This window comes from uncultured Barnesiella sp. (genome assembly GCF_946496565.1).
Lineage (GTDB): Bacteria > Bacteroidota > Bacteroidia > Bacteroidales > Barnesiellaceae > Barnesiella > Barnesiella merdigallinarum.
In genome coordinates, this window is the sequence record NZ_CAMMHD010000002.1 from 112631 (window position 1) to 132033 (window position 19403).

Consider the following 19403-nt stretch of genomic DNA (forward strand, 5'->3'; position numbering starts at 1 on the left):
GAAAAACGGAAGTCTCCCTTTGTCTCTCTGCCATTTATTACTTTTGAAAAAGAGTCGAAAAACAGAAATGCCCTCATGGACAAGCAGCCCACCATAGATACAACGAATAAAGAGTTTCAAGATGCCTTGAGCCTTATTCGCTATACGCATCAGTCGGTATTCCTTACCGGAAAAGCCGGCACAGGCAAGTCTACCTTTTTGAAGTATGTGTGCGAGCATGTGAAGAAGAAGCATGTTGTGCTGGCTCCTACGGGAGTGGCCGCCATCAATGTGGGCGGCAGCACCATCCATTCGTTTTTCAAGATGCCGTTCCGGCCCATGCTGCCCGACGATCCCGACTTGAGTCTGACCGGCGGTCGCATCTACGACCTGCTCAAGTACAACAAAAAGCAACGCCAGCTCTTGCGTGAGGTCGAGCTGATTATCATCGATGAAATTTCGATGGTGCGGGCCGATATGATCGATTTCATCGACCGGGTATTGCGCGTCTATTCGGGCAACATGCGCCTGCCGTTCGGTGGCAAGCAGTTGCTGCTGGTGGGCGACGTCTATCAGTTGGAGCCGGTGGTGACGGCCGACATGCGCGATATTCTGGGCCGCTTCTATCCCAATGCCTATTTCTTTTCGGCCCGGGTGTTCCACGAGATGGCTCTGGTGCCTATCGAGTTGCAGACGGTCTACCGCCAGCAGGACAGCCGCTTTGTCGAGATTCTGGACAAGATACGCAACAACACGGCTACTCGCGAAGAGCTCACGATCCTGAACAGTCGCTATATACCGCAATACGATGGCAATCAGGATGATTTCTCGATTACCCTGGCAACCCGTCGCGACCAGGTCGACTATATCAACGAAAACCGGCTGGCTCGTCTGCCGGGCGAGGAGCATACTTTTCACGGTGAAATCAAAGGCGATTTCCCGGAAGGAAGTTTGCCCACGCTGCTCGATTTGGTCCTCAAGAAGGGGGCTCAGGTCATGTTTATCAAAAACGATCCCGAACGCCGGTGGGTGAATGGCACGATAGGCATCGTGTCGGACATTACCCCCGACGAGAAAATCGAGGTCGTGCTCGAGTCGGGCGAACTGTATGAGTTGGAGCGTTGTGTGTGGGAGAATATCAAGTATACCTATAACGAGAAAGAGAAGAGCATCGAGGAGAATGTGCTGGGTACTTTCGTGCAGTTTCCCATCCGGTTGGCCTGGGCCATTACGGTGCACAAGAGCCAGGGATTGACCTTCAACAAGGTGGTTGTCGACTTTACCGGCGGCGCCTTTGCCGGCGGGCAGACCTATGTGGCGTTGAGCCGCTGCAAGTCGTTGGAGGGGATTGTCCTGAAGAAGCCTATCATGCACCGCGACATCTTTGTCAACCCCGATATTGTGCGGTTCAGCCGGGAGTTCAACAACCCGGCGCTCATCGAGCAGTCGCTCAAGCTGGCACAGGCTGACCGCCTGTATGCCGATACGGTGAAAGCCTTCGACGAAGGTGACTTCGACCGCATGCTGCAATCGTTTTTCAAGGCCATTCACACCCGGTACGACATTGAGAAGCCGGTAATCCAGCGCTATATCCGCCGCAAGCTGGATGTGATAAACCGGTTGAAGGACCGGAACCGTGAATTGCAACAGGCTTTGGCCGATAAGGATGCGGTGCTGCGCCAGTATGCCCGGGAGTATTATCTGCTGGGCAACGAGTGCATCACCAAGGCCAAAGATGTGCGGGCGGCTTTGGCCAACTTTGACAAGGCGCTGTCGCTCGACCCGACGATGGTCGATGCCTGGGTACGCAAGGGCATTACGCTCGAGGATAGCGGCGACGAGCACGAGGCCATGGCCTGTTACAACGAGGCCGTGCGGTTGAGCCCGCTCAACTTCAAGGCCCTCTACAACCGGGGCAAGTTGCGCTACAAGCAGGGTGATTACGACTCGGCACTCTCCGATTTTGCCAAGGCCGTGAAGCAGAAACCGGGCCATGCCACGGCCCACGATCGCTTGGGCGACACCTTTATCAAACTCGATATGCCCGACATGGCTGCCCGCCACTGGGCCATAGCCGAGGAGCTGCGTGAGAAACGACAACAGAACAACTAATAATAGCGACCATGATGAACAAAAGTCTGAAAAAAGGTTTGAAAATTACCGGCATAACCCTGGCGGCAATTTTGGTATTGATGTTTGTCTTGCCCTTTGCTTTCCAAGACAAAGTGATGAACATTGTAAAGAAGGAGGCCAACGAGATGTTGAATGCCCGGCTCGACTTCGAGTCGCTTCACATCAGCCTCTTCTCGCATTTCCCCAGTGCCTCGATCGAGTTGAATGGGCTCTCCCTCTCGGGCGTGGGCGACTTCGAGGGCGATACGTTGGTATCGGCTCGCTCTATCGATGTGGCTGTCAATGTGATGAGCCTTTTCGGTGACGAGGGTTTCGATGTGAACTACATCGTGCTCGACCGGCCGGCCGTCAAGGCTGTGAAGCTGGCCGACGGGCGGGTAAACTGGGATATCATGAAACCCGATACCGTGGCCGAGGAGGATACGGTCGAGGAGGAGAGCTCGTCGGCTTTCAGGCTGAAACTGAAACACTTCAAGATTATCGACGCCACCCTTGTCTATCTGGACGATTCGACCCAGATGCAGTTCTATACCGACAAGTTGAACCTGAAACTCTCGGGCGACATGAGTGCCGACGTGACCGATATAGATAGCAAGCTCTCGTGCGAGAATATCTATTTTGCCATGGGCGGTGCCTCTTACCTGAAACAGGCCCGGACCGAAGCCAAGCTGACGGTATCGGCCGATTTGAAGAACAGCAAGTTTACCTTGAAGGAAAATTCGTTGAGCCTCAATGCAATTACTTTGAACCTGGACGGTTGGGTGGCCATGCTCGACAACGGGGCCATGGATATGGACCTGAAGATAAACACGCCCGAAATCAACTTTAAAGAGATATTGTCGTTGATACCGGCCATCTACCAAAACAATTTCGACAAGTTGCGCACCACGGGCAACATGTCGCTCACAGCCTTTGCCAAGGGCCGCATGGTGGGTGATACGGTACCGCAATTCGGCCTTACGCTGGGTGTGAAAGATGCCACTTTCAGCTACGAAGGGATGCCTGCCTCGGTCAACGGTATTCAGATAGCCGCTACCGTGAGCAATCCCGGCGGTGTGTTGGACAAGACAATCATCGATTTGTCGGACTTCCGGCTCAATATGGCCGGCAATCCCTTCCAGGCTACGCTCTATGCCGCCACGCCCATCTCCGATTTGAATTTCAAGGCTACGGCTAAAGGTACGGTACATCTGGGTAAAGTCAAGGATATTTATCCGCTGGGCGACTCAATCAGTCTGAGCGGTATCGTTACCGCCGATTTGCGCCTGGCCGGACGCATGTCGGATATTGAAAAAGAGAACTACGAAAAGATACAGGGCGAAGGTACCTTCTCGATTGCCGACATGGACCTGACCATGAAGGGAATGCCTGCCGTAGCGGTGAAGAAGGCTCAAGCCTCGATTTCGGCCAAGGCCATGTCGCTCTCGCAACTTGATGTGAAGGTAGGGCAGAGCGACCTGCAGGCCCAAGGCTCACTCACCAACTATCTGGCTTATGTATTGAAGGACGAGACGATAAAGGGTACCCTAACGGTTACCTCGTCGCTGCTCGATTTGAACGAACTGATGGGCGAGAGCGAAGCGACCGAAGAGCCGACGGCCGAGGCCGATACGACAGCCCTCTCGGCTATCGAGGTGCCCAAGAATATCGACATGACCCTGAACGCCTCGTTCAACAAGATTCTGTTCCAGAAGATGGTGCTCGAGCAGGTGAAGGGCAAACTGGTCGTAGCCGACGGGGCCGTGCGCATGATTCCGCTCAGCTTGAAAGCCTTCGGCGGTACGATGGTGGCCAACGGTACCTATTCGACGGCCCAGAACGCATTGCAGCCGCAAGTCAACTTCGACCTCGATATACAGAAAGCCTCGTTCGAGAAGACGTTCGATCAACTCGATATGGTGAAGCAGATTGTTCCCATATTTGCCAAAACGGGCGGAACCTATTCGGTTCAATTCGATTTGAAGTCGGCCCTCGACAGCCAGATGTCGCCCGACCTGAATACTTTGACGGCTCAAGGTGTTATCCAGTCGAACGATATACAGTTGCAGAATATCGAGGTGTTCAGCCAGTTGGCAACCCTGTTGAAGAACGACAAGTTGCGCAACATCGAGGCCAAGGATTTGAAAATCTCCTTTGCCATAGCCGACGGCAAGGTGAAGACTTCGCCTTTCGACATCAAGATGGGCAACATCACCATGAACCTCTCGGGTGTCACCGGGCTCGACCAGACTATCGACTACACGGCCAAAATCAATATTCCTGGAGCTGGCGCCTTGAGCAACGTATCGGCTACCATCGGGGGAACCTTTACGAAACCTTCGATCAAGCTGAATACCGAGGAGGTGGTGAAGAATGTGGTGACCAGTACGGTTGCTTCGAAAGTGCTGGGTGTCGATGCTGAGGATGTGGAGGCCCAGAAGGCCGCTATTCGCAAACAGGCCGAGGATGCCGGAAACAAACTGATTGCAACCGCCCAGTCCGAGAGTGAGAAACTGGTGGAAAAAGCCTCGAATCCGTTGGCCAAGATAGCTGCTCAGGCAGCCGGCAAGAAGCTGGTCGAGGAGGCCGAGAAGCAGGCCCAGAACTTGAAGGAAGAGGCCGAGAAGCTAATCGAGAAACAGTACGGAAGCGGCAAGTAATCGATGTTGTAGCAGAGAATACAGAGGTACAATGTACCCGTAGATGATATTCAGAGGAGGGGAACCCGTCGGTATAACCGATCGGGTTCCCCTCTTCGCTGTATCTATACCCGGCCAAGGAGGAGTGAAGCGATTATGAATTAACAATGCTATATAAAATATAAATTGTATTTGCTTTATTCCGATGTGGATTTTACCTTTGTAAGGTTAAATATATAATATTATGAGACATATCTGTAAAAGATTAACATTAGCCTCGCTTGTCATAGGAATGACAAGTATGACTTTTTCTGTGAAATCGCAAGATTTTACGAAGCAAAACCTCCCGAATCCCGATAATATTCCGGCTCCTGTTTTTCCGGTACCTACCGAGAGACAATTAAACTGGATGGAGACCGAGTTTTATGGATTCTCGCATTATGGACCCAATACCTTTATGGGTACCGAGTGGGGAAATGATCGCCGGCCCAATCCTAAAGAGTATGCACCGCAGACGATTCCCGATTGCGACCAATGGGTAGAATCGATGCACGCTGCCGGTATGAAAGGGGCCGTGGTTATCTGCAAGCACCACGATGGTTTCTGTCTGTGGCCTACCGAGAGCACCGATTTCTGTGTGACGAACGGTGGCGGGGTAAGTGCGCAGGTCGATATTCCCAAACTCTTCTCCGAAGCCTGTAAAAAATATGGTATGAAATTCGGTGTATATCTGTCGCCGTGGGATGCCAGCAACGAATACTATGCCTCGAGCACCTATGTGACCGACGTGTTCTTGAAACAGATTACCGAGCTTTGTACCAAATACGGTGAATTGTTCGAAATCTGGTTCGACGGTGCCAACGGCGGTAGCGGTTACTATGGCGGATCTTACCCGACAACCCGTACAATCGACAAAAAGACCTATTACGATTGGGATAACCTCACGCAACGTATTCACGAAATGCAGCCCAATTGTGTCGTGTGGGGCCGTGAGTTCCGCTGGTGCGGTAACGAAGACGGTTATTCGGGCAAGACCTGCTGGTCCAATTTCGACGTAAACGCAGTCAATAGCGAAACCACCAATAATGTAGGTGCCGAAGACGGTCTGCTGTTCATGCCCTCTGAGGTCGATGTAAGAACGACGTCAAAGTGGTTCTGGACCTCGTCGGAACAAGCCAAGTCGGCCGAGCAACTCTTCAAAATCTATCTCGAGAGTGTAGGCCGCAATGCTACGCTGATTATGAACTGTGCCCCCAACAGCGACGGGAAAATGCCCGACAACGTACGCACGAGCCTCAGCGGTCTGGGTACATTGCTCACCGAGCGTTTGAGCAACGACATGGCCTTGCACGCCAATGTAACGGCCGAGCAGACCCGTACCCCGGGTAATTTTGCCGCTTCGAACATGACCGATGGCGACAAGACTACCTACTGGGCTACCAACGACGACGAAACTACGGGTACTTTCGTTATAGATTTGGGCGAGCTGAAAACGATTCACTACGTTACCCTGCAAGAGTATATCGCGCTGGGACAACGCGTAAAGGGCTTTACTATTGAAACCAGCCAGGACAACGGTTCGTGGGATTCGTTTGCTACCGGTACCACAATCGGTTACAAACGCATCATGGCCAAGAACGACGACACTACCTCGTATGGCAGTGGTACGCAGGCCCGTTATATCCGTGTGAAGATAACCGACAGCAAAGCCTGTCCGCTCATCAGTACCGTTTCGGTTTTCTAACAAATCAATCCTATCTAAAATTGTAAAAGATGAAAAGAATATATAAGAACCTCATTGGTGCCGTTTCGTTGCTTTGGGCATTTGGTGGATATGCCGAAACTACTTTGTGCCAGTTTGAGGAAGTTGATTACAGCGCAATCTCCACCTATGATTATTGGGACCAGTCTCCGTTCAATACCGGACTGCTGAACGGCCAGATTGCGGTGGTAGACAACCCGGTATCCGACGATATAAACGGGTCGGCCAAGGTTTTGGCTTTCCAGCGTTCGCGATATGGCAGCCACCTGTATGGTGCCCGCATCGATTTGACTGCGCCTATTGCCCTGTCGCCTACACCGCAATATATCCATGTGCTGATGTATAAACCCGTGGCCGGTCGGGTGGCTCTCGTTGGACTCGGTAAACGCAACGACTGGGCCGATCAGCCGGCTACGACCGTACAGTTTGTGACGGCTGCAACCAAGGAGCTCGACGCCAACAAATGGGTCGATGCCGTATTCAGTGTGTATGGCAACGACGCTGCCGAACTGCACAGCATTGTCATTGTGCCCGATGTAGACTCGCACCTGGCTACCGAAACCGATTACGTGGCCTATTTCGACGAGATTCTCATCAACGACGATTCGCAACAGCGCTTTACATTCGATCCCTATCCCTTGAACTTCGAGGCTACGCAAGAGAAAACCCGTAATGACCGTGCTCTCGAGGGCCTTGCATTCTCGGGTGATATGGGCGCTTCGTATGAGTCGGATATCGCAAGCGAAAGAACCGTATATGTCGATAAGACTTCGGCCGATCCCATCGAATTGAAGGTGGGCGAGACCGTCAATGTAGAATTTACCTACACCGGTAGCTGGATGCACCGATATGTATACATCGATAAAGGCAATGACGGACGTTTCGATGTAGATATTCAGAACAATGTTCCTACCGCCAGCAGCGATTTGGTCGCCTATTCTTATTTGTCGGGCTATAACAGTACCGGTGCATCGGCTTCGAACGATACAAGCCTCGATCCTCCTGCATTTACGCTTGCTTCCGACATGGCGCCGGGCTTCTACCGCATCCGTTGCAAGGTCGACTGGGATAGCTCGGTGGCTGCCGGTAACCCGGCTTCCGACAACTCGGTCGTAGCCAATGGTGGTGGTATTGTCGATTACCTGGCCAATGTACACCGCGACAATGTGGCTTTGAATGTAGTAGCCAGAATGTGCGAAGTGACTGCCGCCGACGGTTCGGCTCTGCCTGCTGAGATTCCCTTTGGCGAAGACTTCTCGTTCAACATTGCCATGGACGACAACTACGACATTACCGGTCTCGAAATCAAGCACGGTTACAACCACGAGGGCGAAGAGTATCTGTTCGGTAACCGCCAGTGGAAAGTCGATAATATGGAGCTTAGCGAAGATGGCTTGATTACAATCCCGGCCGAATATATCGACGGCGATGTTGCCATCACAATCTTGTTCGAAAACAAATCGGTAGGTATCCAGGAGTCGGAGAACGACGGCTTGAGAGTGATTGCCGGTGAAAACCAAATCGAGCTGCTCAGCAACGAGGAGGTTGACTATTCGGTAGTTCATGTCAACGGCGCTTGCTATGCTACGGGCAAATTTGCCGGACGTGAAGTAATCGAGTTGCCGGCCGGTGTCTATTTTGTAAATGGTCAAAAGTGTATTGTACGTTAATCGGGTCGATTCGTACGAACATAGATTAAAGAAGAGGCCGCCTCGGGTTACGGGGTGGCCTCTTTCCGTATCGCCCGGCCGGTTTATATATGGGTGCGGTGTAGATGTCTCTCGGAGGTGAAGCCTGGGAATGATTGTTCCAAAATGCGGTATCGTTTTTCGATAACTCGCATAGCCGATTTTCGTATTGGTTTATTCCTTATCTTGGCACTCTGTTAATAAGAAAGAATGAAAGCAGGTAAAAAGATTTTAGGGATATGGGTAGGTGTGAACCTCCCTTTTTTCGTCTCGTACGTTTCGGCTGCAGAGCCCGATTCGATATATAGGAGAGAGATTATGGAAGTCGGCATGGACAGCTGTATCGTGAACAGAGCCATGTCTTCTCAGCATGCCGTTACAATCGATTCGTCGGGTATGGAGGCCCGAGTCGACAGCAGTCGTGTCGATACCGCTTTTCAGGTACCCCAAGAGATAAGTAATCCCGATTGGGATATAGCAGCCCCTCCTCGCAAACGGCTATGGTTGTCGGGGGTAGAGGTGGTGGGAACCAATGCGCTGTTTCACATTATTACCCGTTATATCATTCACGAAGACTATGCACAGATTACCTGGTCGTCGATTAAAAACAATTTTAAGACGGGGTTCTTGTGGGATAACGACAAGTTCAACACCAACCTCTTTTTTCATCCCTATCAGGGAGGATTGTATTTCAACTGTGCACGCTCCAACGGTTTGAACTTCTGGGAATCGGCTCCCTATGCCTTGTTTGGCAGCTCCATCTGGGAGTTGTTTCTGGAGTTGCAGCCACCTTCGACCAACGATATTATTTCTACTACCCTGGGCGGTATGGCGCTGGGCGAGGTGAGCTATCGCTTGTCGTCGCTTGCGCTCAACGGGCAGGCTCGGGGGTGGAATCGCTTTGCACACGAGGCGGTGGGCTTGATACTCAACCCGGTGCGTGGAGTCAATCGATTGATGACCGGCGAGGCCTGGCGCGTGGGCCCTCGTTATGTCGATCGTATGGCCACCGTGCCCTTCTATTTTCAGTTCGATGCCGGCTATCGGGTGTTCAACTGTTTTGACTCACAGCCCAATCGCAGCCGACATATCGGGTTCATTGGATTTAATATGGTTTATAACGATCCGTTCGAGATCGAGGGGAATGAGCCGTTCGAGCATTTTACGGCACGTATGTTGTTGAATCTCTTTTCTCGTCAGCCGGCTATCGGTGAGGCCAGTATCTGTGCCTCGATATGGGGTAGGGCACACGACTATGCCAATGGCAACGAGCTGTTTGCCGGTATCTTCCAGAATTATAACTATTACGACAGTGAGAGCTTTTCGGATGAATCGTCATACACACCGTTCCGCATAGCCGAGACGGTCTCATACGGCCCCGGTTTGTTGTATCGGGCCCGATTTCAAGGCAACAATAGCCTGTCGCTGAATGGCTTTCTGTCGGGCATTGTGTTAGGTGGTTCGTTGAGTGACTACTTTCAGTTTCACGACCGGGACTACAATATGGGCAGCGGGTATAGCGTGCGGGTCAACGGGCTCTTTTCGCTGCGGCAAAAGCTGGGGCTCTATCTGGCTTTTGAGAATTACCACATTTTCACCTGGAAAGGCTATGAACAGAAAGATTATGAGCATATAGACCAGAACTACCTCAATGCGCAGGGCGATGTGGGCAATGCCCGGTTACAGCGTTTGAACTTCAGAGCCTCGTTTGCCATAGCTCCTCAGCTCTCTATTGCAGCCGAGACGGCCTGGTATCGACGTAAAACCCATTATAAATATTTCCCCGACGTGCGTTCCGATACGTTTGAATTTCGACTGATGCTCTCGTATCATATTTGAGCGCATCGTCGCATCGGGAGTGCAGTCGGGGAAAGATGATGAACCGGTTGCCGTCGGTCAGACGGTAATCAGTTCATATTGCATGGTACCTAATCCTATCTTTTCGGCATGTTCGAGACCGGCTTGCCAGTTGGTGTCGGGGTGCATCAGGTGGAACTTGTCGGCACCTTCGAGATGTTCGTGAGGATGCTTCTCGACCAGACGGCTGCCGTCGATGGCCGGAGCGGCAATCACCAGATCGGCACAAGCCTTGTCGAGAGCTACGGGGTCGAACGAGGCCAGGATACCCAGGTCGGGCACGATGGCAGCATCGTTGTGATTCCAGCAGTCGCACTCGGGCGACACGTTCATGATGAAACTGATGTGGAAGTTGGGTTTATCTTTCAAGATGGCTTGCGTGTATTCGGCAATCTTGTAATTGAGCCGTTCCGAGGTATCGCTTTCGCCCATGACGGCTGCATCGTGTTGGCACAAGGCTACGCACTGTCCGCAACCTACGCATTTGTCGTAGTCGATTACGGCCTTGTGGTCGGCATTGAGGTGTATGGCGTCGTGGGCACAGTGTTTCACGCATACGTTGCACCCCTTGCAGTTGTCAATATCGATGCGAGGTTGCGAGTTGCAGTGCAGCTCCAGTTTGCCGCCCACGCTGGCACCACCCATACCCAGGTTTTTCAAGGCTCCGCCAAATCCGGCCTGCTCGTGCCCCTTGAAATGGGTCATCGAGATAACGATGTCGGCATCGGCCAAGGCAGCCCCGATTTTAGGCGCTTTGCAATATTCGCCATTCAGGGGTATTTCGCGGTATTCGGTCCCTTTCAGACCATCGGCAATGATTACCTGGCATTGGGCCGAGATGGGGTTATAGCCGTTTTCCATGGCGCTTTGCAGGTGGTCTACGGCATTGGCACGTCGGCCCGAGTAGAGCGTATTGCAGTCGGTGAGGAAGGGTTTGGCACCCCACGAACGGAGCAGATTGGCCAGTCGGGCGGCATAGTTGGGCCGCAGGTAGGCCAGGTTGCCCGGCTCCCCGAAGTGGATTTTTATAGCTACAAACTGGTCCTTGAAATCGATGGTCTCGATACCGGCCCGTTTGATTAACCGCTCCATCTTGTCGAGCAGGTTGCTCGAGGGGGTGGTGTGCAGATTGGTGAAAAATACCTTTGACTTTTCCATAACAGTTTGTTTTAGTTGAATGTCGTGTACTGTATAGAAGACCCTCTGATTGGTAGTGGGCCTCCCTCTCTTTTCTGAAACAAATGTACGAAAAAAAATATCGGAATACAACTGCTATTGGTAGAGCAAGAATTGAATAAAATTTATTTCTATATAAATAAAATTGAACTTTTATTTTATTTATGGAAAAGTAATACTATATTTGTAGAAGAAATTTAACCGATAAAAGTATAGCGATGAAACGGAAAAACGTAAAACTGATGATGCTGGCAGCCTTGTTCCCGATGCTCTGCTGGGCTGCCGGGGAGCAACCGATTTCGCTCGGTACTCCTACGGGTGAAATCCAGGGAAGGGTGATGCTGCCCGATGTCGAACGTCCGCCGGTAGTTCTGATTATTGCCGGGTCGGGTCCTACCGATATGGATGGCAATTCGCTGCTGGGAGCCGTCACCCTTAAAAACAATTCGTTGAAACTGCTGGCCGAAGGGTTGGCCCGGCGGGGTATCGCCTCGCTGCGTTACGACAAGCGGGGCATTGCCTCGAGTGCCGCGGCCGGTAAGGAGGAGAAGGATTTGCGATTCGACGATTATGTGGCCGATGCCCGGGGGTGGATAGAGCTGTTGAGTGAGGATAGCCGTTTTTCGGGTATCTTTGTCGTGGGGCATAGCGAGGGGTCGTTGATAGGCATGCTGGCCAGTGAAGGGAATGCGAAAGTAAAAGGTTTCGTCTCCATAGCTGGTGCGGGACATCCGGCTTATGAGATTATCGAGACTCAGATGAGCAACCAGCCGGCCGAGGTGCGCCAGTTGGTGAAGAACATTAACGACTCGTTGCGGGCCGGAAAGGCTGTGAACGACGTACCTGTGGGATTGATGGCGCTGTATCGCCCCTCGGTGCAACCCTATCTGATGTCGTGGTATCGGTACGATCCGCGGGAGGTAGTGGCCCGTTTGGAGCAGCCGGTGCTGTTGGTCCAGGGCGATAAGGATATACAGGTATCGGTAGGGGATGCCGAAGCGTTGAAGGCGGCTCAGTCTCAGGCCGAGTTGCATCTCATCGAGAACATGAATCACGTATTGAAGTCGTGCGACACGGTCGATGCCGGAGTGCAGCAGGCTACCTATACCAATCCCGACCTGCCGGTCGTAGAGGAGTTGTTGAACGTAATCGAAAAATTTATAAAGCCATGAATCAAAACGAAACGAAAAAACGATTGCCGCTGCGCTGCCCGGCGTGTGAGGCTCCGTTGAAGGTCGCCAAGATGGTTTGCGACCAGTGTGGCACCGAAGTGTCGGGCGTGTTTGACCTGCCGGTTCTGACCCGGCTGACCGAAGAGGAGCAACGCTTCATACTCGAGTTTGTAAAAGCGAGCGGAAGCCTGAAGGATATGGCCAAGCAGATGGGGGTGAGCTACCCTACGGTGCGCAACTATCTGGACGATTTGATTGAGAAACTGAATAATATGGAGGCATGATGAAAACGGTTTTGGCATTTTTGAAAAATCCCTTTTACAGGGTAGCCGGTTACACCTCGCTCGTGTGGGGTGTGGCAGGTATCGTGGTGGCTACGGCTATCGCATTTGTGGGCGGAGTTCATTTTCATGGCCTGCTGCACTATGGCGGTACTCCCAACGGGGCGTGGTGGTGCTTTGTGGTCGAGCATTTGGCCGTTTGGCTGGTACCCTCGGTGTTGATTTATCTTTTGGCCTTGTTTTGCAGCCGTTCGCATGTGCGGCCCGTCGATGTGTTGGGAACCGTCGCCTTTGCCCAACTGCCCTTTGTGCTGCTCTCGCTCTTCATGGCATTACCCCCGATGCACGAGATCGTGAAAATACAGTCGTTGCAGGCGGCCGACCGGCTGCTCTCCGACACGACTTGGCTGCTGGCAGTTGTGTGGCTCGGTGCCGTGAGCCTGTTGCTTACGATATGGGTATTGTACTGGATGTTTAGGGCCATATCGGTCGCTTGTAATCTGAAGGGGCGAAACCTGTGGCTGGTCTTTATCATCGGTATCTTTGGCGGTGATATACTCTGCCGCTATTTGATAGGGCTCTGCTATTGAGCGGAGAGATATGACTCAAGAAAAAGTGAAGCGGCTATCGGGGATGAATGCCCGGTAGCCGCTTCGTTCGTATGAGAAAATCGTGTGCTGTTCGTTATTGTATGTTTTTGGTCAGACTCTGGAGCTGACTGATGGAGATATCGCCGGTGAGCTGTATGAGCACAAACTCTTCGCTGCCGTCGTCGACCAGCATCACCAGTTCCTTGATTTTTTTCTGAGGCTTGGGATAGATGTAGATGACAACCGACTCTTCGTCGTCCTTTACCTGCATCAACTCCTCATAGGGGGCTTTCTTGAAGTAGGCCGAGCTGGCCTTGCGAATGCGCTTGATCAGGTTGGCATCCTCTTCACAAGTAAGAATCTGGATGCGGTCGAGGTCGTTGATGACGCTTTTCAGGTCGAGGGCATCGACCTCCAGCTGCCCCGCGGGCATCATGTTCAGCAGTGCTTTGGATATGTTGACATAGGTGACGTTTTTCTCGTTGGAGAATTGGTCGAATATGGAGGAGTTTTGAGCCTGGGCCGAGAACAGCCCGAGAGCCATCCATAACAGCGTATAAATAAGTCGTTTCATAGTTTATTCGTATTTGAAATGTTTGTTGATGATTCGGTTGGTCTTGATAATCTCCTGTTGGGCCTGTTGCCACTGCTGGGTACCTTTGTTCAGTTTCTGAGAGACGAGCAGCAAGGCTCGTTGAGCCTCGGCGCAGGCATACATCTCTTGGGCGTTAGGTTGGGGCGAGGCTGGTTGTCGGGTGAAATAGAGTGCGGCAGCCGAGGCCAGAACCACGATAGCGGCAATACCGCTTACCCATCGCCAGACGGGAGCGATGCGCATCGCTTTTTTGCGGGCCGGCAGCCGGTCTATAAATGACGACAGCCGCTCTTCCAGCCCCTCGGGGATTTCGACCGTGTGGGGCACGAGTGCGAGGACGATGCGCTTCTCGGCGAGAAATTCCTGTGGAACCTCGTGAGTGGCCAAATAGTCTCTCAACGCTTGTTCGTCGGCCTCCGACAGATTGCCTTCAAAGAAGGAGTCTATTTGTTTTCGTAACTCTTGTGTGGTCATATCGTTTGTGTAAATAGTTCTTTAATCGTTTTTCGGGCCCGCGAGAGCAACACCCGTATGTTGGCGTTGCTCAGGCCGGTTTCGCGTTCTATTTCTTCTGTGCTCTTCTCTTCGAAATGCCTCAGCAGTACAACCTGCCGTTGCTGTTCGGGCAACTCGGAGATGATGTGCAGCACTATCTTCATCTCTTCTTTCTGCTCGAGTGCCTGGTCGGGTGGAGGCTCCGGCGAACTCTCGCCAACCAGTCCCGATTCGTCGTCGGTCTGGACGAGCGGAGCCTTCAACTTGTCGAGGCACATGTGCTTCAAGGTGGTGACGGCATAGGCTTCGTCGCTTTCGACATGCTCGAGAAAATCCTGCTTCTCCCACAGCTTCAGGTAGGTGCTCTGTACCATATCCTCGGCGTCGCACGCATTGCCCACGTATCGGTAGGCGATGCGGTAGAGCTTTTGGTAGTAGGGCAGGAATCTCGCTTTAAACTCCGCGTGAGTCATATCGGTCGACTATTCTATCGTTTTGTTCAGGAGCTCTGATTTCAGATTCCCTTTGAATCTTACCAGATTGATTTCATCTTTTTCGAGGTCGATGATGACGACTTCGGTAATTTTCTTCTTATTGCGTTTCATAAGGATTTTCACCACTTCGTCATCGTCATGGGTATCGATGAGCATTTCGTAGGGCTTGTAATCCCCCTTCACAATCGTCTTTCGCAGAGTTTGGTAAGTGCTTTCGTCGATGGCAGCTTCGACGGCTTCCAGGTTCTTGATGCCATCGATTACTCCCTTTTTCTCTGTTTTGCTTATCTTTTCGTGGGTATACTCGGCGTTGGGCAGGTCCTTTACCTGGTCGAACAGTTTGTCTATCTTGTTCCCGGCCAAGACTGTCAAGGCCGAGAGCAGCAAGATGGAGAGTGTAAAGATTCTTGTTTTCATGGCTGGAGGTATTATTTGTTGTTTTCGATAATTTCGTTCAGTTGTTTGGGATCTATTGCGCCTTTGATGCGTATGAGGTTTGCCTCGTCCTCTTCGAGAGAGAGAATGACGATTTCTCTGATCTTGTCTTTCTCCATCTTCATCAGTATGCGGGCTATCTCTCCATCTTCATTCGACGAGATAATCGTCTCGTAGCCTTCGCTCTGGCAATCCTCTATCAGCTTTTTCAGCCGGGTATAGTCGGCAGTCGAAATATCTTCGGCACTGACTATGTTCATCGATTTCACCCCTTTCATTTCGGACGAGAAGGGTTTGATCAAGTTCATGACAAACGGGTTTATGTTGACGGTTTGTGCTTCGGGCAGTCGGGCAATCGAGCGTGACAGGTTGTCGATACAGTTCCCGGCTACGATGGCCGACGAGCAGCCCAGCAGGAGCAATGCGGTGAGGAAGATTCGGGTTTTCATCTTATTCATTTTTTTATTAGGTCCTTCATTCTGATTCCGGGTGATAAGCGCTTTATCTTCGGTTTTCATATAGAGGACGAACAATCCGGGAATATGTTACAAAGAAAATAAAAAAAACGAGAGAAAAGTGTGATTCTTTTCTCTCGTTCTCTATGGTATACTTATTTTCAAGAGCTTATTTAAGCCTTTTGAATAATTTCCATGCCTTTCAAGATGGCTTTCTCGTTCAACGGAATGAGGTTGTGGTGGCGTTCGGGAAGCGATTTCTTAAGTCCCTTCAGCACATTCTCCATGCTTACCATCGGTTTCAACTTGAGCAAACCTCCCAATACAATCATGTTCAGGGCCTTGGTGTTGTTCATTTCGATAGCAGCCTCCATGGCGTTGATGCGATAGACGTTGATGTCGGTACGCGTAGGGGGGTGGTGTATTCCGTAACCGTCGTAGATGAGAATGCCACCCGGTTTTACCTTGTTTTCAAACTTCTCGAGCGAGGGTTGGTTCAGGATGACAGCCACGTCGAACGAGTTCAATACCGGCGAGCTGATGCGCTCGTCGCTGAGGATTACCGTCACGTTGGCCGTACCGCCTCGTTGTTCGGGTCCGTACGAAGGCATCCAGGTAACCTCTTTGCCTTCCATCAGTCCGGAGTAGGCGAGTATCTTACCCATCGAGAGCACGCCTTGTCCGCCGAATCCAGCTATGATAATTTCTTCTTTCATGTCGGTCGTGTTTTTTGATTATACGTTTTTGAGGTCTCCCAGCGGGTATTTGGCAAACATGTGTTCCTCCATCCATTGGTTGGATTTGACGGGAGACATTTTCCAACCCGAGTTACAGGTCGATACGATTTCGACCATCGAGGTGCCTTTGCCGGCCATCGAGTTTTCGAAGGCCAGACGGATGGCTTTCTTGGCTTTGCGTATGGCGGCGGGAGTGTGCACGCTCTGGCGGGTTACATAGCAGGTACCGTCGACGCGTTCCACCAGTTCGGCAATGCGCAGGGGGTATCCGTTCAAGGCTACGTTACGGCCATAGGGGCAGGTCGAGGTCTTCATACCCTCGAGGGTAGTAGGTGCCATCTGACCGCCGGTCATACCATATATACCGTTATTGATGAATATGATGGCAATGTTTTCGCCACGGTTGCAGGCGTGGATGGTCTCGGCCGTACCGATGGCAGCCAGGTCGCCGTCGCCTTGGTAGGTGAATACCATCTTCTTGGGGTTGAGTCGTTTTACGGCAGTAGCGATGGCCGGTGCACGACCGTGAGCGGCTTCGATCCAGTCGACGTCGATATAGTTGTAGGCAAATACGGCACACCCTACGGGGGCTACACCTATTGTCTCTTCTTCAATACCCATTTCGTCGATGACTTCGGCAATGAGTTTATGTACTACGCCATGGCTACAACCCGGGCAGTAGTGCATGGGATTATCGTTCATGAGCCGAGGTTTCGTGTAAACCAGGTTCTCGGGCTTTATAATTTCGTTGATATCCATAATGCGTATGAGTTATGAACCACCTTCAGGTTCGGGTATTTACATTAGTTTTTCTTTCAGTGCGGTCAGAACTTCGTCGGGCGTGGGAACGATACCTCCCAGACGGCCGAAGTGTTCTACCCGTACTTTTCCGTTGACGGCCAGACGAACATCTTCTACCATTTGTCCGGCATTGAGCTCGGCCGAAAGGATGCCTTTCACATGATCGGCCTGGCGGGCGATGGCTTCCGTGGGGAAGGGCCACAGCGTGATGGGTCGCAACAGACCTATCTTGATACCCTCTTCGGCAGCCAGTTCGATGGTCTTCTGGCAGATACGCGACATGGAACCGAAGGCAACTATCAGGTAGTCGGCGTTTTCACAGTTGATCTCTTCGTAGCGGACCTCGTTTTCGGCAATGCGTTTGTAGGTGGCCTGGAAGCGGATGTTGTTCTGCTCCATGATGGCGGGGTCGAGTTCGAGCGAGGTAACTACGTTCCGTTTGCGGTCTTTGGGTTTTCCCAGTGTAGCCCACGGATTTTGCTGGCGTATCTCTTCTTCGGTGCGGCGTTTGCGGAAGGGAGGCAAAACCACCTTTTCCATCATCTGCCCGATAACACCGTCGGCCAGCAGAATAGCAGGGTTACGGTATTTGAAGGCCAGGTCGAAACCCAGTGCCACGAAATCGGCCATCTCCTGTACCGATGCGGGAGCCAGCGTAATGAGGTGGTAGTCGCCGTGACCGCCGCCTTTGGTAGCCTGGAAGTAGTCGGCCTGACTCGGCTGGATGGTACCCAGACCCGGGCCTCCTCGCATGACGTTGACAATCAAGCAGGGCAACTCGGCACCTGCCAGGTAGGAGACACCCTCCTGCATCAAACTTACACCGGGACTCGACGAGGTCGTCATCACGGCCTTGCCGCAACTGGCACCGCCATACACCATGTTGATGGCAGCCACTTCGCTCTCGGCTTGCAATACAACCATACCGGTCGTTTCCCACGGTTGCTCTTCCATGAGCGTTTCCATCACCTCCGACTGGGGAGTAATGGGGTATCCGAAATAACCATCGGCTCCATAGCGTATAGCTGCATGGGCTATGGCTTCGTTACCCTTCATCAGTTTTATCTCTTCTTTCATAATTAACGGATTTATCGGAATGAACCGGTTACAATTTTACTTTATATACGGTGATACACCCGTCGGGACATACGAGTCCGCAACTTGCACACCCGATACATGCGTCGGGATTTTGCATGAAAGCATAATGATAACCTCGATCATTAACTTCGGTAGGCTGTAATGCGAGAACCTGACTGGGACAGGCGACCACGCATAGTTCGCAGCCTTTGCAACGTTCTTTGTTAACGACGACAGCGCCTTTGATTTTAGCCATATGTTATTGTTTTTAGTTTCACAAATATAAAAAATATATTTTTAAATTGATAGCAAAATAGGTAGTTTTTTCTCAAAACTACCTATCTGTATAAAAGGTTGACTTTCAAACTAATGGATTGATACGAAAATCAACTAAAATATAATAAATCGTTATAATTTCTTTGAAATATGTTTTATAACATAGAGTAGATTGCTATATGACTTACGATTTGAAAGTTAGCCTATTTTTATGCCCGAAAATCCCATGAAAGCCATGGCCAACAGTCCGGCGGCTACGAGTGCGATGGGAGTACCCTGCATGGCCTTGGGGATGCTCGAAAGACTCATCTGTTCGCGCATGCCGGCAAAGAGCACGAGGGCCAGCGTGAAGCCCAGCGCCGTCGATATGGCATAGACGGTAGACTCGAGCAGGGTCATGTTTTTTTGAATCACAATCAGGGCCACACCCAATATGGTACAGTTGGTTGTGATAAGCGGCAGGAATACGCCCAGTGCCTGGTAGAGTGCAGGGGCAATTTTCTTGATGATGATTTCGAGCAGTTGCACCAGAGCGGCAATGACCAGGATGAAGACGATGGTCTGCATGTAGTCGAGCCCCAGCGGCATGAGCAGATAGGTTTGCAGCAGGTAGGTGACGATGGTCGACAGCGTCATGACGAAGGTGACGGCCGCACCCATACCCAGCGCCGAGTCGATGCGTTTGGATACGCCCAGGAAGGGGCAGATACCCAGGAACTGCGAGAGCACGATATTGTTGACGAATATCGCAGTAATAAATATAGATATATAGGTGAGCATGA

At 51.5% G+C, this 19403-nt stretch carries 19 protein-coding genes; 8 read left to right on the plus strand and 11 right to left on the minus strand.

Features of this window, described 5'->3' with window-relative positions:
• Positions 1-75: 75 nt before the first annotated feature.
• The 5 genes from Q1K76_RS01505 (at position 76) to Q1K76_RS01525 (ending at position 10019) form a co-directional block, all read left to right on the plus strand.
• The gene (locus tag Q1K76_RS01505) at positions 76-2091 is read left to right on the plus strand and encodes a tetratricopeptide repeat protein (RefSeq protein WP_300130504.1); all 2016 of its coding nucleotides are present in this window, start codon (positions 76-78) and stop codon (positions 2089-2091) included.
• A gap of 11 nt (positions 2092-2102) precedes the next feature.
• Positions 2103-4751: an AsmA-like C-terminal region-containing protein gene (locus Q1K76_RS01510; protein WP_300130507.1), complete on the plus strand. Its 2649-nt coding sequence runs from the start codon at positions 2103-2105 to the stop codon at positions 4749-4751.
• A 388-nt stretch (positions 4752-5139) separates the two neighbouring features.
• Positions 5140-6474, plus strand: coding sequence for an alpha-L-fucosidase (locus Q1K76_RS01515; protein ID WP_300130509.1), 1335 nt, complete (start codon positions 5140-5142; stop codon positions 6472-6474).
• 29 nt (positions 6475-6503) lie between these two features.
• Positions 6504-8162: a hypothetical protein gene (locus Q1K76_RS01520; RefSeq protein ID WP_300130512.1), complete on the plus strand. Its 1659-nt coding sequence runs from the start codon at positions 6504-6506 to the stop codon at positions 8160-8162.
• A 336-nt stretch (positions 8163-8498) separates the two neighbouring features.
• The gene (locus tag Q1K76_RS01525) at positions 8499-10019 is read left to right on the plus strand and encodes a DUF3943 domain-containing protein (RefSeq protein ID WP_300130515.1); all 1521 of its coding nucleotides are present in this window, start codon (positions 8499-8501) and stop codon (positions 10017-10019) included.
• A gap of 57 nt (positions 10020-10076) precedes the next feature.
• Here Q1K76_RS01525 and Q1K76_RS01530 read toward each other — a convergent pair whose 3' ends face one another.
• Entirely contained in the window at positions 10077-11195 is a 1119-nt protein-coding gene (locus Q1K76_RS01530) for a DUF362 domain-containing protein (RefSeq protein ID WP_298663458.1), read from the minus strand.
• A 260-nt stretch (positions 11196-11455) separates the two neighbouring features.
• Here Q1K76_RS01530 and Q1K76_RS01535 point away from each other — a divergent pair, with 260 nt between their 5' ends.
• Genes Q1K76_RS01535 through Q1K76_RS01545 form a run of 3 tightly spaced genes read left to right on the plus strand, consistent with a single transcriptional unit; the run spans position 11456 to position 13256 of the window.
• Positions 11456-12385: an alpha/beta fold hydrolase gene (locus Q1K76_RS01535; protein ID WP_300130706.1), complete on the plus strand. Its 930-nt coding sequence runs from the start codon at positions 11456-11458 to the stop codon at positions 12383-12385.
• Positions 12382-12669: a DUF2089 family protein gene (locus Q1K76_RS01540; RefSeq protein ID WP_300130517.1), complete on the plus strand. Its 288-nt coding sequence runs from the start codon at positions 12382-12384 to the stop codon at positions 12667-12669. Before Q1K76_RS01535 ends, Q1K76_RS01540 begins: the two co-directional genes overlap by 4 nt.
• Positions 12666-13256, plus strand: coding sequence for a hypothetical protein (locus tag Q1K76_RS01545; RefSeq protein ID WP_300130520.1), 591 nt, complete (start codon positions 12666-12668; stop codon positions 13254-13256). Before Q1K76_RS01540 ends, Q1K76_RS01545 begins: the two co-directional genes overlap by 4 nt.
• A gap of 94 nt (positions 13257-13350) precedes the next feature.
• On the opposite strand, the gene Q1K76_RS01550 is transcribed toward Q1K76_RS01545, so the two are convergent.
• The 10 genes from Q1K76_RS01550 to rsxA form a co-directional block, all read right to left on the minus strand.
• A complete protein-coding gene (locus tag Q1K76_RS01550; protein ID WP_087407368.1) occupies positions 13351-13830 on the minus strand; it encodes a DUF4252 domain-containing protein in 480 nt (159 codons plus the stop codon).
• Positions 13831-13833: 3 nt separating this feature from the next.
• A complete protein-coding gene (locus tag Q1K76_RS01555) occupies positions 13834-14325 on the minus strand; it encodes a hypothetical protein (protein ID WP_300130523.1) in 492 nt (163 codons plus the stop codon).
• On the minus strand, positions 14322-14819 hold the full coding sequence (locus Q1K76_RS01560; protein WP_258327434.1) for a sigma-70 family RNA polymerase sigma factor: 498 nt from the start codon (positions 14817-14819) through the stop codon (positions 14322-14324). The genes Q1K76_RS01555 and Q1K76_RS01560 overlap by 4 nt, the downstream gene beginning before the upstream one ends.
• 9 nt (positions 14820-14828) lie before the next feature.
• Positions 14829-15257, minus strand: a complete 429-nt coding sequence (locus Q1K76_RS01565) for a DUF4252 domain-containing protein (protein WP_087407371.1) — start codon at positions 15255-15257, stop codon at positions 14829-14831.
• A gap of 11 nt (positions 15258-15268) precedes the next feature.
• Positions 15269-15724, minus strand: coding sequence for a DUF4252 domain-containing protein (locus Q1K76_RS01570; RefSeq protein WP_258327433.1), 456 nt, complete (start codon positions 15722-15724; stop codon positions 15269-15271).
• A gap of 179 nt (positions 15725-15903) precedes the next feature.
• Positions 15904-16446 carry a 2-oxoacid:acceptor oxidoreductase family protein gene (locus Q1K76_RS01575; protein WP_087407373.1) on the minus strand — a complete coding sequence of 181 codons (543 nt, stop codon included), beginning with the start codon at positions 16444-16446 and terminating at the stop codon, positions 15904-15906.
• 18 nt (positions 16447-16464) lie between these two features.
• Positions 16465-17226, minus strand: coding sequence for a thiamine pyrophosphate-dependent enzyme (locus tag Q1K76_RS01580; RefSeq protein WP_087407374.1), 762 nt, complete (start codon positions 17224-17226; stop codon positions 16465-16467).
• A 39-nt stretch (positions 17227-17265) separates the two neighbouring features.
• Entirely contained in the window at positions 17266-18345 is a 1080-nt protein-coding gene (locus Q1K76_RS01585) for a 3-methyl-2-oxobutanoate dehydrogenase subunit VorB (RefSeq protein WP_087407375.1), read from the minus strand.
• Positions 18346-18373: 28 nt separating this feature from the next.
• Positions 18374-18601, minus strand: a complete 228-nt coding sequence (locus Q1K76_RS01590) for a 4Fe-4S binding protein (protein ID WP_084546950.1) — start codon at positions 18599-18601, stop codon at positions 18374-18376.
• 218 nt (positions 18602-18819) lie between these two features.
• Complete coding sequence (rsxA, locus tag Q1K76_RS01595; RefSeq protein WP_087407376.1) at positions 18820-19401, minus strand: electron transport complex subunit RsxA; 582 nt, start codon at positions 19399-19401, stop codon at positions 18820-18822.
• Positions 19402-19403 lie beyond the last annotated feature (2 nt).